Source organism: Paractinoplanes hotanensis, assembly GCF_023717965.1.
GTDB classification, from domain to species: Bacteria; Actinomycetota; Actinomycetes; order Mycobacteriales; family Micromonosporaceae; genus Actinoplanes; species Actinoplanes polyasparticus.
The window spans coordinates 77,518-89,688 of sequence record NZ_JAMQOL010000021.1 but is presented as its reverse complement, the minus strand read 5'-3'; the positions used below and the strand labels follow the sequence as shown (position 1 = coordinate 89,688).

Below are 12,171 nucleotides of genomic sequence, written 5' to 3'. Positions count from 1 at the left end.
CACGACGCGATGGTAAATAGGTGGAGAGGGGAGCGTACGGGGCGTAACGTTGTCCGCCGCTTGACGGCCGTGGTGAGAATGCACCGCAGCGGACGTCCCGCGCGCCGAGGGCGACCCGATGCGCTCTCGGATACGCGAGCAGCCAGGAACACCCTGCCTGAGGATGAACCGTGCCCGCCTTCGACCTGGACACCGAACTCACCGCCGAACGCCGGCACCTCAGCGAGTCGCGCGCCGCGCTGGCTCGCATGCGCGGCCGGGCCGAGGCCCTCTTCTCGACCGGCGACCGTGTGGCCGGCGACGCCTACACCGCCGAGCAGCTCGGCCGGCACATGGCACGCCGCGTCAAGGAGCTGGCCGACGACCCGACCACTCCGCTCTTCTTCGGCCGCCTCGACATCGAGGAAGCCGCCTACCACGTGGGGCGGCGGCACGTCACCGACGACGCCGGCGAGCCGATGGTGCTCGACTGGCGCGCGCCGCTCTCGCGCTCCTTCTACCGCGCCAGCGTCCGTGACCCGCAGGGCGTTGCGACCCGCCGCCGGTTCGGTTTCGTCAAGGGCGAGCTGACCAGCTTCGAGGACGAGCACCTCGACCGCGGCGAGGAACTCGGCACCAGCAGCCGGATCCTGACCGCTGAGATCGAGCGACCGCGTGTCGGCCCGATGCGCGACATCGTGGCGACCATCCAGCCCGAGCAGGACGAACTGGTGCGGGCCGAGATCGCCGACTCGATCTGCGTGCAGGGCGCCCCGGGCACCGGCAAGACCGCCGTCGGCCTGCACCGGGCCGCGTACCTGCTGTATCTGCACCGGGAACGACTGCGGCGCTCGGGCGTGCTCATCGCCGGGCCGAACACGGCCTTCCTGTCGTACATCTCGGCCGTGCTGCCCGCGCTCGGCGAGGTCGAGGTGCAGCAGGCCACGGTCGAGGAACTCGTCGGGCGCGCGCCGGTGCGCGCGGTCGACAGCCCGGCCGCGGCCCTGGTCAAGCACGATGTGCGGATGGCCGAGGTGTTGCGCCGGGCGTTGTGGCGCAGGCTGGCCAAGCCCACCGAGCCGATCATGGTGTCGGACGGCTCGTACCGGTGGCGCATCGACGCCGAGCCGCTGCGCCGGATCGTCGACGAGGCGCGGCGCGACGGACTGCCGTACGCGGTGGGCCGCGAGCGCGTGCGGGCGCGGGTGGTCGGCCTGCTGCAACGCCAGTCGGAGTACCGCACCGGCAACTCGCCGACCGACGCCTGGCTGCGCAAGATGAGCAAGGTGCCGCCGGTGGCCGGGTTCCTCGACGCGGCCTGGCCCGCTGTGACGCCCGAAGCCCTGGTGGCCGAGGTGCTGACCGATCCGCCCGAGGGCGTGCTCGACGACGAGGAACGGGCCGCCATCCGCTGGGCCAAGCCGCCGCGCACGGTGAAGGCGGCCAGGTTCAGCCCGGCCGACCTGCTGCTGGTCGACGAGGCGGCCGGACTGCTGGAACGCGAGACGAGCTTCGGCCACGTGGTGATCGACGAGGCCCAGGACCTCTCCCCCATGCAGGCCCGCGCGATCGCCCGGCGCAGCGAGCACGGCTCGATCACCGTGCTCGGCGACCTGGCCCAGGGCACCGCTCCGTGGGCCGCTGCCGAGTGGCGCGAGACCCTGGGCCACCTGGGCAAACCGGAGGCCGCGGTAGTGCCGCTGACCATCGGGTTCCGCGTGCCCGCCTCGGTGCTGACCCTGGCCAACCGCCTGCTGCCGGCGCTCGGCGTCGATGTGCCGGAGGCGGTGTCACTGCGCAGCGACGGCGAGCTGGCCGTGGTCCCGGTGGCCGACCTGTCCGATCTGGACGCCGAGACTCTGGTCGAGGTGACCGCGGCCCTGGCCCATGAGGGCTCGGTCGCGCTGATCGCGGCCGACGCGGCGGTCGAGCGGCTGCGGGATCATCTCGCGGCGGCGGGCATCGAGAACGCGACTCCCGACGACGTCGACTCCGAGGCGCGGGTGACGGTGGTGCCGGCCACGGTGGTCAAGGGCCTCGAGTACGACCATGTGGTCGTCCACGAGCCGGCCGACATCGTCGCCGCCGAACCCAAGGGCCTCAACCGGCTGTACGTGGTGCTCACCCGCGCGGTCTCCCGGCTCTCCGTGGTGCACGCCAAGCCGCTACCCAGCCCGCTGGGCTGATCACCGAACCAAGACGGCGCGAATCAACTTTATGGCGCAAACCTCTTTGACTTTGCGTGGTAAAGTTCTTTGCATGACCCCGATCGACGATGACGCCCCTCCGCTCGACCCGGCCGAGTCGCTCGCCCTGATCGAGCGCGAGCGGGCCAACGTGGGCCGCGACCTCTCGCCCGACCCGCGCCTGATGTTCTGGCCGTGGGGCATCGCCTGGCTCGTCGGCTTCACGCTGTTCTTCCTGCGGTTCGGCCCCGGCGACCGGGTCTTCGTAGACCTGCCGGCCTGGCTTCCGCTGGCTGCCCTCGCGCTCCTCATGATCGCGGCGGGCGTCACCACCGGCATCGCCGGCAGCCGGGTCAGCCGCCGCGTCATGGGCCCCAGCAACCGTCAGGGCGCGATGTACGGCATCAGCTGGTCCGTCGCGTTCACCGCGTTCTCCGTCCTCTTCTCGCAGTTCAGCAACGTGCTGCCGGAGGACGAGGCCGGCCTGTTGTGGGCCGGCGGCATGGTGGCGCTGACCGGCGCGATGTACATGGCCGGCGCCGCCGTCTGGAACGACCGCCAGATGTTCATCCTCGGCGTCTGGACCAGCCTGATCAACATCGCCGGCATCCTGATCGGCCCCGGCTGGCACTCGCTGATCGTCGGGGTCGCCGGGGGCGGCGGCATGATCGCGGCCGGCCTGATCGGCTGGCTGCGGCTGCGATGACCGAACAATCCGACCCGCTGGTCACCGAGCTCGACCCGGTGATCCACGCCCAGGCCCGGCTCCGCGTCGTCTCCGCCCTCTCGGTGCTGCGCGAGGACGACCGGATCACCTTCCCCCAGCTGCAGGAATCGCTGCGGATGACGGCCGGCAACCTCTCCGTCCACCTGCGCAAGCTCGAGGACGCAAGCTACGTCGAAGTCACCAAGACCCATCACGGCCGGACTCCGGCCACCCTGGTGCGGCTTACCCGCCGGGGGCGGCTGGCCTTCGACGACTACACCGCGGCGCTGCGTGCACTGCTGAACCCCTGAGACCTGAGGAGAAGTCGTGATACTGGCCCGCGCCCTCGACGTGTCCCGCCGCTACGGCGACAAGATAGCGCTCGACCGGGTCTCGTTCGAGGTCCGGGCCGGCGAGCTGGTGGGCCTGCTCGGGCCGAACGGCGCGGGCAAGAGCACCCTCGTCAACCTGCTCACCGGCATCCGTCGGCCGTCGGACGGCCGCGTCGAGCTCTTCGGCGGCGACCCGCGCCGGCCCGGCAGCCGCCGGCAGCTGGGCGTCACCCCGCAGGAGACCGGGCTGCCCGCCTCGCTGCGCGTCGGCGAGGTCGTCGACTTCGTCTCCGCCCACTACGACAATCCCCTGCCCAAGACCGAGCTGCTCGACCGGTTCGGGCTCACCGGTCTCGTACGACGGCAGACCGGCGGACTGTCCGGCGGTGAGAAGCGCCGTGTCGCCGTCGCGCTCGCGTTCGTCGGCCGGCCCCGCATGGTCTTCCTCGACGAGCCCACCACCGGTCTCGACGTGCAGGCCCGGCGCCTGCTGTGGGACGGCATCCGCTCGTTCTCGGCCGAGGGCGGCACGGTCGTGCTGACCAGCCACTACCTGGAAGAGATCGAGGCCCTCGCCCGGCGGGTGGTGGTGATCGGGGGTGGCCGGGTGCTCGCCGACGACACGGTCGACGCCGTACGCGGCCTGGTCGCCGTCCGCCGGGTCAGCCTGACCGTCCGCGGGCCCCTGCCCGAGCTGACCGGCGTCACGGGCGTCGAACGCGAGGGCGACCGCCTGCACCTGCTGACCGGTGACGCCGACCGGCTGGTGCGCGACCTGGTCACGTACGACGTCGGCTTCGAAGATCTGGAGGTGCGCCCGACCTCGCTGGAGGAAGCGTTCCTCGCGCTGACCCGCGAACCCGCAGCCGCTTGACTCGTCCCAGGACGCTTCCAACCGCCCCTTATCGGACTGAAGGCTGAGCTTCCATGTCATCTCTAGCGGTCACCCATGCCCGCTTCCAGCTGCTCGAGACCATCCGCATCCCGATCGCCGTGTTCGGCAGCGCGTTCTTCCCCTCGGCGGCGATGCTCGCCTTCGTGGTGCCGTTCGTCGGCGACAACGCGGAGTACGCGACCCTGGCCACCGTCTCGATGATCACGTTCTCGGTGATGACGACCAACCTCTTCCAGCACGGCGCCGGAGTCGCGGAGGACCGGGCCCAACCCTGGGATCCGTACGTCCGGACCCTGCCCGCCGGGGCCATGCCCCGTTTCGCCGGTCGCATCCTCTCCGGTCTCTGCCTCATGGCGGTCTCGTTGGTGCCGGTCGTGCTGATCGCCGCGTTCTTCACCGAGGCCACGGTCACCCCGCTCGCTTTCCTGATCGCCGCCGGGACCACCGTCGTCATCGCCGTCCCGTTCATCCTCATGGGACTCGCGATCGGTTACTCGATGCCGCAGAAGGCCGCGATCGTCGTCGCCCAGGTGCTGTTCTTCCCGCTCGCGTTCCTGGGCGGGCTGATGACCGGCCCGGGCCTGGCGCCCGGCATCGTCGAGAACATCGCGCCCTATCTGCCTACCGGCGGGGCGGCCCGGCTGATGTGGGCGGCTGTGAGCGATATTCCGTACGATTTCCGATCTATCGCCGCGCTGGTGGGCTGGACCGCGGTGCTCGGTGGGGGAGCCCTATGGGCCTATCGACGCGATGAGGGTCGGCGATTCAGCTAGAACATCGACACTTAAGCCCGTCCAAAGGTGCACGGTGCGACGATGCGGCCATGACCCCATCGACTCCCGGAGCACCCAGCTGGGTCGATCTCGGCACCGCCGACCTCCCCGACGCGGAAAGGTTCTACACCTCGTTGTTCGGCTGGTCGGCCGAGGTTTCCGGCGACTACGTCACCTTCACCCTGAACGGTCTTCCGGTGGCCGGCGCCGGCCCGCTCTACGGCGCCGGCCAGCCGACGGCCTGGAGCACCTACATCGGTACGAACGATGCCGACGGTGTCACCGCCCGGGTGGCCGGCAACGGCGGCAAGGTGCTGGTGCCGCCGTTCGACGTGCAGGAACAGGGGCGGATGGCGGCCTTCCTCGATCCGGGCGGCGCGCCGTTCAGCGTGTGGGAGCCGGGCACGATGCGCGGCGCCGAGCTGTTCGACGTGCCCGGGGCGCTCACCTGGAACGAGCTCAACACCCGCGACCTGGACGGGTCGATGGCCTTCTACCAGTCGGTGTTCGGCTGGCAGTTCCGCAACAGCTCGATGTCCGGGGTTCCGTACGTGGTCGCCAAGGTGCACGAGACACCGGTCTGCGGCATCCAGCCGATGCTGCACGACCTCTGGCCGGACGACGTCAGTCCGCATTGGATGGTCTACTTCTCGGTGCACGACGTCGACGTAGCGGCCGAGCACACCCTCGCCCTGGGCGGCGCCGTGGTCCAGCCTCCGACGACCCTGCCGATCGGCCGTTACGCGGTGCTCTCCGACGCACAGGGCGGCCTGTTCTCCGTGCTCGCCGGCGCCCGCTAGCACGCGCCACAGACTCAGCGGCGAACCGGCACGACGAGTGGCCCGTGCTCGCCCTCGACCACGCGGACCCGTACCCGGTAGTGCCTGGCGAGGTTCTCCTCGGTGAGCACCTCGCGCGCCGTGCCCGCCGCGGCAACCGTGCCCTCGGCCAGCAGCACCATACGGTCGGCGTACTCGCCCGCGGTCGTCAGGTCGTGCATCGTCATCAGCACGGTCAGCTCCCGCTCGGCCCGCAGGCGGTCGATGAGTTCCAGCACCTCCTGCTGATGTCCGATGTCGAGCGCACTCGTCGGCTCGTCCAGCAGCAGGATCCGCGCGCCTTGAGCCAGCGCCCGGGCCAGGAAGACACGCTGCCGTTCGCCGCCCGACAACGTCTCGAGCCGCCGGCCGGCGAAGCGCGCCACATCCAGCGACTCCAGCACTTCTTCGACGGCAGTGATGTCGGCGGCGGACTCCCGGCCGAGCGGCGCGATATAAGGCGTACGACCCAGGAGCGCGTAATCCAGCACCCGCATGCCCGGCGGGACCGTGGGCGACTGGCTCACCGTGGCGATCGTCCGGGCCCGCTCTCGGCGGTGCAGCCGGTCGACCGGGGCGCCGTCGAGCTCGACCGTGCCGGTGCAGGGCAACAGGCCGCCGATCGCGCGCAACGCCGTCGACTTGCCCGCGCCGTTGGGCCCGATCACCGTGACCCACTCGCCCCGGGACACGTCGAGGGCGACGCCGTCCACGATCAAGTTCCCGTCCAGCCGTACGCGAAGATCCTGAACACGAATCGCCCGAGCGCTCACGACGTCCCCCGGCTGCGGCGCAGCACCACGATGAAGAACGGCGCCCCGAAGAACGCCGTGACCACGCCGATCGGGATCTCGGCCTGCCCGCCGGCCGTACGGGCCAGCAGGTCGGCGAGCGCCAGGAAGGCGCCGCCGAACAGCACCGACAGCGGCAGGATCGACCGGTAGCTCGAGCCGGCCAGCAGGCGCATGGTGTGCGGGACGATGATGCCGACGAAGCCGATCAGCCCCGAGACCGACACCGCCGCCGCGGTGCCCAGCGAGGCGGCCACGATCAACAGGTAGCGGCTGCGCTGCGGGTGCAGGCCGAGGCCGGTTGCCTCCTCGTCGCCGACGGTCAGCACGTCGAGCTCGCGCCGCTGGGCCAGCACGATGACGGCGGTGACCACGGCGTACGGCAGCACGATGAGCACGTCGTGCCAGCCCGCGGTGGCCAGCCGCCCGAGCAGCCACGAGTAGACCTCGCGCAGCGTCTCGACGTGTCGCTGCATCAGATAGGTCTGCCCGGCGGCGAGGAACGACGAGACCGCCACCCCGGCCAGGATCAGCGTCGCCGGCGAGCGGTCGCGGCCCCCGGCCGCGCCCAGCAGCCAGGTCAGCGCGACCGCCAGCAGCGCACCGGCGAACGCTGCCACCGGCACCCCGATCGGCAGGTTGGCGGTGGCGTCGCCGGAAGCCCCGGCTCGCAACGAGATCACCGCGGTCACGCCTAGACCCGCGCCGGCAGCCACCCCGAGCAGGTGCGGGTCGGCCAGCGGATTGCGGAACACGCCCTGGTACGCGGCGCCGGCCAGCGCGAGCAGCCCGCCGACCAGCAGTCCGAGCACCACCCGGGGCAGCCGCAGCTCGGTGAGGATGGCGACCTCACGGGCCGTGAGGCCGCTGTGCAGCTGGACGCCCGGAATCAGGTTGAGAAGCTCGATGGCGACGCCGCCCGGCGGCAGCGCGACCGACCCGAAGGCCAGCCCCGCCACCAGCGCGATCAGAACGGCCGCGACACCACCGGCCAGCCAGCCCGCTCGCAGACCAGCCGGCCGGACCCCGCCCCGGTTCTCGCGGAGCGTGGTGGTCACCGCCCAGCCGTTCCGGTCACGCCGGGACCTTGGCCACGGCGTCGGCCACCGCGCGCACGAGATCGACGGTCCGCGGGCCCCAGCGGGACGCGATGTCGTCGTCGAGCGGGAAGATCTGCTTGGTCCGCACAGCCGTGATCGTGTTCCAGCCCTTGCGGGCGGCGACGGTCTGCGCCGACTGCTGGCAGCATTTGGTGTCGGCCAGGAAAATCGTGTCCGGGTCGGACTTGACCAGCGCCTCCGCCGAGAGCTGGGGGTAGCCGCCCTTGGCGCCGTCCGGGTCGGCGGCGTCGGCCACATTGGTCAGGCCGAAGAGCGAGAAGATCGAGCCCACGAACGTCTTCGAGGTGACCGTGTAGAGCGTCGGGTCGAGCTCGTAGTAGTAGCTGAGCGGCGCGCTGCGGGCGGGCACGTCCTTGACGATCTTGTCGATGTCGGCCTTCATCCGGTCGGTCAGCGCGTCGGCCTCCGCCCGATGCCCGGTCAGCGTGCCCAGGTCACCGATTTCCCGGTACGTGTCGTCGAGGTCAGCCGCGGCCGCGACGAGCAGCACCGGGATCTTCAGCCGGTCGAGCTGCGCGACGATCTTGTCGATGTCGTTGGAGAGCACCACCAGGTCGGGGTCCTTGGCCGCGATCGCCTCGGCGTTGGGCTTGAAGCCGGAGAGGTCGGTCTTCGGCGCGTCGGCCGGGTGGTTCGACTGATCGTCGACCGCCGTCACCTGCGGTCCGGCCCCGATGGCGAACAGCATCTCGGTGGCCGTCGCGCTCAGCGAGACGATCTTCTCGGGTCGCTGGTCGAGCGTGAGGTCGCCCACCGTCACCGGGTACGACGCGGCGGCGGCGCCCGACGGCTGACCACCCGCGGGCCCGGTCGTGTCGTCGTTGCCGCCGCAGGCGCCGGCCAGCAGCAGCGTGGTCACCGCGAGCGCGGCTGTCAGTGCACGTTTCATGAGGTCCTCCGGTCGGCCGGGTGCTGTGCCGACGGGCGTCGGCCGGGTGCTTCGCCGACAGGGCCTCAGGGGTGGTCTGTCCGCGAGGCGCCCCTCCCCGGGAGCGCTTGTTCGCGACCGGCGTCCAGGCGACCTGGCTCGACCCCGAAGGAGGTCACACAGTTGCGGGACAGCGCCGGGTTCACACCGGCTTCGCTGAACGCGGTCCCTCCGACGCTATCCCACCCCTGATCAACGGGGCGGTTCGGCGCTCTTCTCCTGCTGCGGAGCGGCGGCCCGGTCGCCCTCGGCGGCCGCTTCCTCGTCACCGGCCAGCGCGGCGCGCAGCCGCTCCTTCTCGGCCGAGCGACGGCCCGCGGCGCCGACGAGCTGCTCGTTCATCTCGTTACGCCACTTGGCGAGCAGGAAGAACGACGCGACGGCCGACACCAGGATCGCGATCATGCCGGTCACCAGGAGGTTGAGCGGGAGAGGCGAGAGCAGCGCGAGAACCACCACGAACAGGCCGATCCGGCCGAGCGTGTATTTGATGGCGGGGCTCATGTCTCCCTCTCGTCAGCCCACGCGGTGACTGAGCCACCGCAGGCCGTAGAACCAGATCAGGCAATAGACCACCGTGAAGGCGGCCGCGCCGAACAGACCGCTGACCAGCGTCGGGAACTGGGTGGCGGCGAGGCCGGCAATCGTCATGCCGGCGGCCACGGCGAAGCCGGTGCCCAGCAGAGCGACCACAACGCGCGAGGCGCCGTAGCCCTCGGCCCGGAACTCTTCGACGAACAGCCACACCGGCAGGATGATCGCGAGCCAGCCGCTGGTGTTGCCGAACTCGGAGACCCGGGTCAGCGACAGGATCGCCTCGAGGATCAACAGCAGGACGGCCCCGGTCACCAGCCCGGCCAGCGCGGTGCCGACGAGGTCGCCGATGGTCGCCAGGCGTCCGCTGGCGTCCCGGCGTGGGCGGCGGGTGCTTTTCGTGTCGGTCATGACACCTTGCAGGGTACGCGCCCGGCTCAGGCCCAGACCTGCTGCGGTTCGCTGCGCCGCAGGGCCAGGGAGGGCGCCGGCTCGTGCTCGGTCACGACCTCGTGGCGGCCGTCGCGCTCGACCGGCCGGAAGCCCGCGTCCCAGATGAGGGTGAGCACCTCGTCGCGGTCGGCGGCCCCCTCGGGACCGTCGAGGTCGTCGGCGCCGAAGTTGAGTGTGAGCTGGGCGACCGGCAGGCCGTGCATGGCCCAGGAACACGTCACGTGGCGCACGTTGTCGAGCAGCAGCCGGGACACGGCGAACGTCTTCAGCGTCTCGGTCGGCGCCGCCGCCCTGGCCTCGCCCTCGGGCTGGTGCCGCACCGGGGCGAAGGCCGGCACGTCGCCCGCTCGGTCCTGCTGGTCGCGCAGCCGCAGCACGTGATCGACGCGGTCGCCCGCACTCTCGAGACGGCCGTAGATCATGGAGGCGGCCTCGGACTGCGGGCCGGCGTTGAAGGTCACCCGGTCGCCGTTGAGCTCGGTGCGCCGGTGGTGGGCCAGGCGGCCGAGCCAGGCGAGGTCGTCGCAGGCGTAGAGGGCCTCGCCGTCGGCCCGGTTCAGCCGCTCGCCGGCATAGACCTTGGCCTCCAGCTCACGCTTCAATCCGGCATCCATCTGCTGCGCCCCTCTCGACAACTGCCGTCGAGAGTACTTCTCCCCTCCCCCGAACCGCCGGGCGCCGGTGTCCGGCGGGTGCCCGCGTGGTGCCGTTCGCCGGATTCCCAGTCTTCTTTCACCTGGGATCAATCGACAGGCATGCGAGCTTTGATGTAAGTCTTTAGGGGGACGGCACGCGGCGCGAAGCGGCGCGACGGGACGGGGAGCACATGGCGACAGCAAGAGTCGGTGTCCGGCGATCACGCAACGCACACCCTTGGTGGCGCCCCGTTGCGTTCTCCGCCGTTGCCGCCACCATTGCCGCCCTGTTCCAGCCCGTTCCCGCCCTGGCCGACCCGGCCACCGCCCCGCAGGACACATTCAACCTGGCCGTGCCCGATGTCGGCGCCCGCCCGGCGGCGCTCGGCACCCTGACGCTCCCCGGCCAGAAGGCGCCCACCACGAGCACGATCACGTCGCTGCCCGGGGCCGCCACCAACCCGGCCCTCCAGCGGATCGAGAAGGGTCGCAACGAGATCGCGGCCCTGGGCGACAAGCTGATCCAGGCCGAGCAGGATCGTGACCTGGCCAAGGCGCAGGCCGAGGCCGCCGGCCTGAAGTACGAACAGGCGTCGGCCAACCTCCAGCAGGCGCAGGCGGCCGCGGCCGACGCCGCGGCCCAGGCCGTGATCGACGCCGCCGGCCTGCCGCCCGGTGGCGTCGGCGGCGCCAACAGCCTCGACGATCTGGCCCGTCTGCAGCGTGGCCAGGGCACCGCCCAGGCCATCGCCCGCCAGATCGAACTGGCCCAGGTCACCGCGCAGCTCGCGCTCGACGAACAGGCGCTGAGCGGCGAGCGCCAGACCGAGTTCGCCACGGCTTACAAGACCCTCCAGACCCAGCTGGCCCGCAAGCAGACCGCACAGCAGACCCTCGAGCTGGCCAACGCCGACGCGCTGGCCGCCGCCGAGGCGAGCCAGGCCGGCGTCGACAGCGCGCTCGGCTCGGGTTATCTGGCCGGTCCCGAGGCTGGTCGCGGCGCCGACGCCAAGGCCATCGGGGCGCTCAACTTCGCGCTGGCTCAACGCGGCGACCCGTACGTCTGGTCCGAGGAAGGCCCCGACGAGTACGACTGCTCCGGTCTCATGTGGGCGGCCTACCGGTCGGTGGGCTTCCAGCTCAACCGCGTCTCGCGCGACCAGTACTGGCAGACCCGCCAAAGGGTCGTGTCGCGTTACTCGCTGCTCCCCGGCGACCTGCTCTTCTTCAGCAGCACCAACAGCTGGCGCGGCATCCACCACGTCGCGATGTACGCCGGCAACGGCATGATGGTCGAGGCCCCGCGCACCGGCCTCAACGTGCGGCTGGCGCCGGTCCGCTGGTCCCGGTTGTTCCAGGCCACCCGCGTCTTCGGCTCGATCGAGGGGATCGTGCCCGGCCCCGAGCTCGGCGCTCCCGATCCCGATCCGCCGACGACGCCGGACAACCCGACGCCGACGACCCCGCCGACCAGCACCAGGCCGCCGACCACGCCGACGACCCCGCCCAAGACTCCGTCGACGCCACCCACGACCCCGTCGACACCACCGACCACCCCGTCCACGCCACCGACCACCCCGTCCACGCCACCCACGACCCCGTCGACACCACCGACCACCCCGTCGACACCACCCACGACCCCGTCGACACCACCGACCACCCCGTCGACACCGCCGACGACCACGAAGGCGCCCGACCCCGACCCGACGACCAACCCGCCGAACACGGACCCGCCGGCAACCACGGCGCCGCCCGCGGGTGGCGGCGACTCGGAAAGCCCGTCGGACGGCTCGAGTTCCGGCAGTCAGTCCAGCTCGGCCTCGACCCCGACCCGCACGACGAGCTCGGCCAACGCCACCGAGTCGTCCCAGGGTTCGGCCCCGGCGTCCTCTTCGGGGTCCTGAGGCGCGGGGTGTCCGCTTCGGTCTCGGTGGGCGGGCCGGCGTCCGCCACGAGGTGCTCGAAATTTTCCTTTCCGGTGCTCAACGCCCGGCCGGGGGCATGGTCCGGTTGATGCCGG

Annotated in this window: 13 protein-coding genes and 1 riboswitch; of the genes, 7 read left to right on the top strand and 6 right to left on the bottom strand. The window is 71.4% G+C overall.

Annotation, left to right across the window (positions count from 1 at the left end):
* The first annotated feature begins 170 nt into the window (after positions 1–170).
* The 6 genes from LXN57_RS17240 to LXN57_RS17215 all read left to right on the top strand — a co-directional run bounded on the left by LXN57_RS17240 (position 171) and on the right by LXN57_RS17215 (position 5,671).
* Entirely contained in the window at positions 171–2,165 is a 1,995-nt protein-coding gene (locus tag LXN57_RS17240) for a HelD family protein (RefSeq protein ID WP_251799180.1), read from the top strand.
* A 73-nt stretch (positions 2,166–2,238) separates the two neighbouring features.
* Positions 2,239–2,871, top strand: a complete 633-nt coding sequence (locus LXN57_RS17235; protein WP_251799179.1) for a transporter — start codon at positions 2,239–2,241, stop codon at positions 2,869–2,871.
* The gene (locus tag LXN57_RS17230) at positions 2,868–3,182 is read left to right on the top strand and encodes a winged helix-turn-helix domain-containing protein (RefSeq protein WP_251799178.1); all 315 of its coding nucleotides are present in this window, start codon (positions 2,868–2,870) and stop codon (positions 3,180–3,182) included. Before LXN57_RS17235 ends, LXN57_RS17230 begins: the two co-directional genes overlap by 4 nt.
* Before the next feature lie 16 nt (positions 3,183–3,198).
* On the top strand, positions 3,199–4,077 hold the full coding sequence (locus LXN57_RS17225; RefSeq protein WP_251799177.1) for an ABC transporter ATP-binding protein: 879 nt from the start codon (positions 3,199–3,201) through the stop codon (positions 4,075–4,077).
* A gap of 53 nt (positions 4,078–4,130) precedes the next feature.
* Positions 4,131–4,871, top strand: coding sequence for an ABC transporter permease (locus LXN57_RS17220; protein WP_251799176.1), 741 nt, complete (start codon positions 4,131–4,133; stop codon positions 4,869–4,871).
* 50 nt (positions 4,872–4,921) lie between these two features.
* Entirely contained in the window at positions 4,922–5,671 is a 750-nt protein-coding gene (locus LXN57_RS17215) for a VOC family protein (protein WP_251799175.1), read from the top strand.
* Positions 5,672–5,685: 14 nt separating this feature from the next.
* Here LXN57_RS17215 and LXN57_RS17210 read toward each other — a convergent pair whose 3' ends face one another.
* The 6 genes from LXN57_RS17210 to LXN57_RS17185 all read right to left on the bottom strand — a co-directional run bounded on the left by LXN57_RS17210 (position 5,686) and on the right by LXN57_RS17185 (position 10,130).
* A complete protein-coding gene (locus tag LXN57_RS17210) occupies positions 5,686–6,462 on the bottom strand; it encodes an ABC transporter ATP-binding protein (protein WP_251799174.1) in 777 nt (258 codons plus the stop codon).
* A complete protein-coding gene (locus LXN57_RS17205) occupies positions 6,459–7,538 on the bottom strand; it encodes a FecCD family ABC transporter permease (RefSeq protein ID WP_251799173.1) in 1,080 nt (359 codons plus the stop codon). The genes LXN57_RS17210 and LXN57_RS17205 overlap by 4 nt, the downstream gene beginning before the upstream one ends.
* A gap of 16 nt (positions 7,539–7,554) precedes the next feature.
* Positions 7,555–8,490: an ABC transporter substrate-binding protein gene (locus LXN57_RS17200; RefSeq protein WP_251799172.1), complete on the bottom strand. Its 936-nt coding sequence runs from the start codon at positions 8,488–8,490 to the stop codon at positions 7,555–7,557.
* A gap of 109 nt (positions 8,491–8,599) precedes the next feature.
* Positions 8,600–8,737, bottom strand: a riboswitch (cobalamin riboswitch).
* On the bottom strand, positions 8,722–9,033 hold the full coding sequence (locus tag LXN57_RS17195; protein WP_251799171.1) for a DUF4229 domain-containing protein: 312 nt from the start codon (positions 9,031–9,033) through the stop codon (positions 8,722–8,724). (Overlaps the previous riboswitch by 16 nt.)
* Positions 9,034–9,045: 12 nt before the next feature.
* A complete protein-coding gene (locus tag LXN57_RS17190; protein WP_251799170.1) occupies positions 9,046–9,474 on the bottom strand; it encodes a hypothetical protein in 429 nt (142 codons plus the stop codon).
* Positions 9,475–9,500: 26 nt separating this feature from the next.
* Positions 9,501–10,130, bottom strand: coding sequence for a hypothetical protein (locus LXN57_RS17185; RefSeq protein ID WP_251799169.1), 630 nt, complete (start codon positions 10,128–10,130; stop codon positions 9,501–9,503).
* Between the two features lie 212 nt (positions 10,131–10,342).
* On the opposite strand from LXN57_RS17185, the gene LXN57_RS17180 reads away from it, so the two are divergent.
* The gene (locus LXN57_RS17180) at positions 10,343–12,055 is read left to right on the top strand and encodes a C40 family peptidase (RefSeq protein WP_251799168.1); all 1,713 of its coding nucleotides are present in this window, start codon (positions 10,343–10,345) and stop codon (positions 12,053–12,055) included.
* Positions 12,056–12,171 lie beyond the last annotated feature (116 nt).

What these genes read in the sequence shown, in the direction of transcription:
- LXN57_RS17215 (WP_251799175.1), top strand. Translation starts at nt 4,922, where the DNA reads ATGACCCCATCGACTCCCGGAGCACCCAGCTGGGTCGATCTCGGCACC.
- LXN57_RS17195 (WP_251799171.1), bottom strand. Translation starts at nt 9,033, where the DNA reads ATGAGCCCCGCCATCAAATACACGCTCGGCCGGATCGGCCTGTTCGTG.
- LXN57_RS17190 (WP_251799170.1), bottom strand. Translation starts at nt 9,474, where the DNA reads ATGACCGACACGAAAAGCACCCGCCGCCCACGCCGGGACGCCAGCGGA.
- LXN57_RS17185 (WP_251799169.1), bottom strand. Translation starts at nt 10,130, where the DNA reads ATGGATGCCGGATTGAAGCGTGAGCTGGAGGCCAAGGTCTATGCCGGC.
- LXN57_RS17235 (WP_251799179.1), top strand. Translation starts at nt 2,239, where the DNA reads ATGACCCCGATCGACGATGACGCCCCTCCGCTCGACCCGGCCGAGTCG.
- LXN57_RS17200 (WP_251799172.1), bottom strand. Translation starts at nt 8,490, where the DNA reads ATGAAACGTGCACTGACAGCCGCGCTCGCGGTGACCACGCTGCTGCTG.
- LXN57_RS17180 (WP_251799168.1), top strand. Translation starts at nt 10,343, where the DNA reads ATGGCGACAGCAAGAGTCGGTGTCCGGCGATCACGCAACGCACACCCT.
- LXN57_RS17220 (WP_251799176.1), top strand. Translation starts at nt 4,131, where the DNA reads ATGTCATCTCTAGCGGTCACCCATGCCCGCTTCCAGCTGCTCGAGACC.
- LXN57_RS17230 (WP_251799178.1), top strand. Translation starts at nt 2,868, where the DNA reads ATGACCGAACAATCCGACCCGCTGGTCACCGAGCTCGACCCGGTGATC.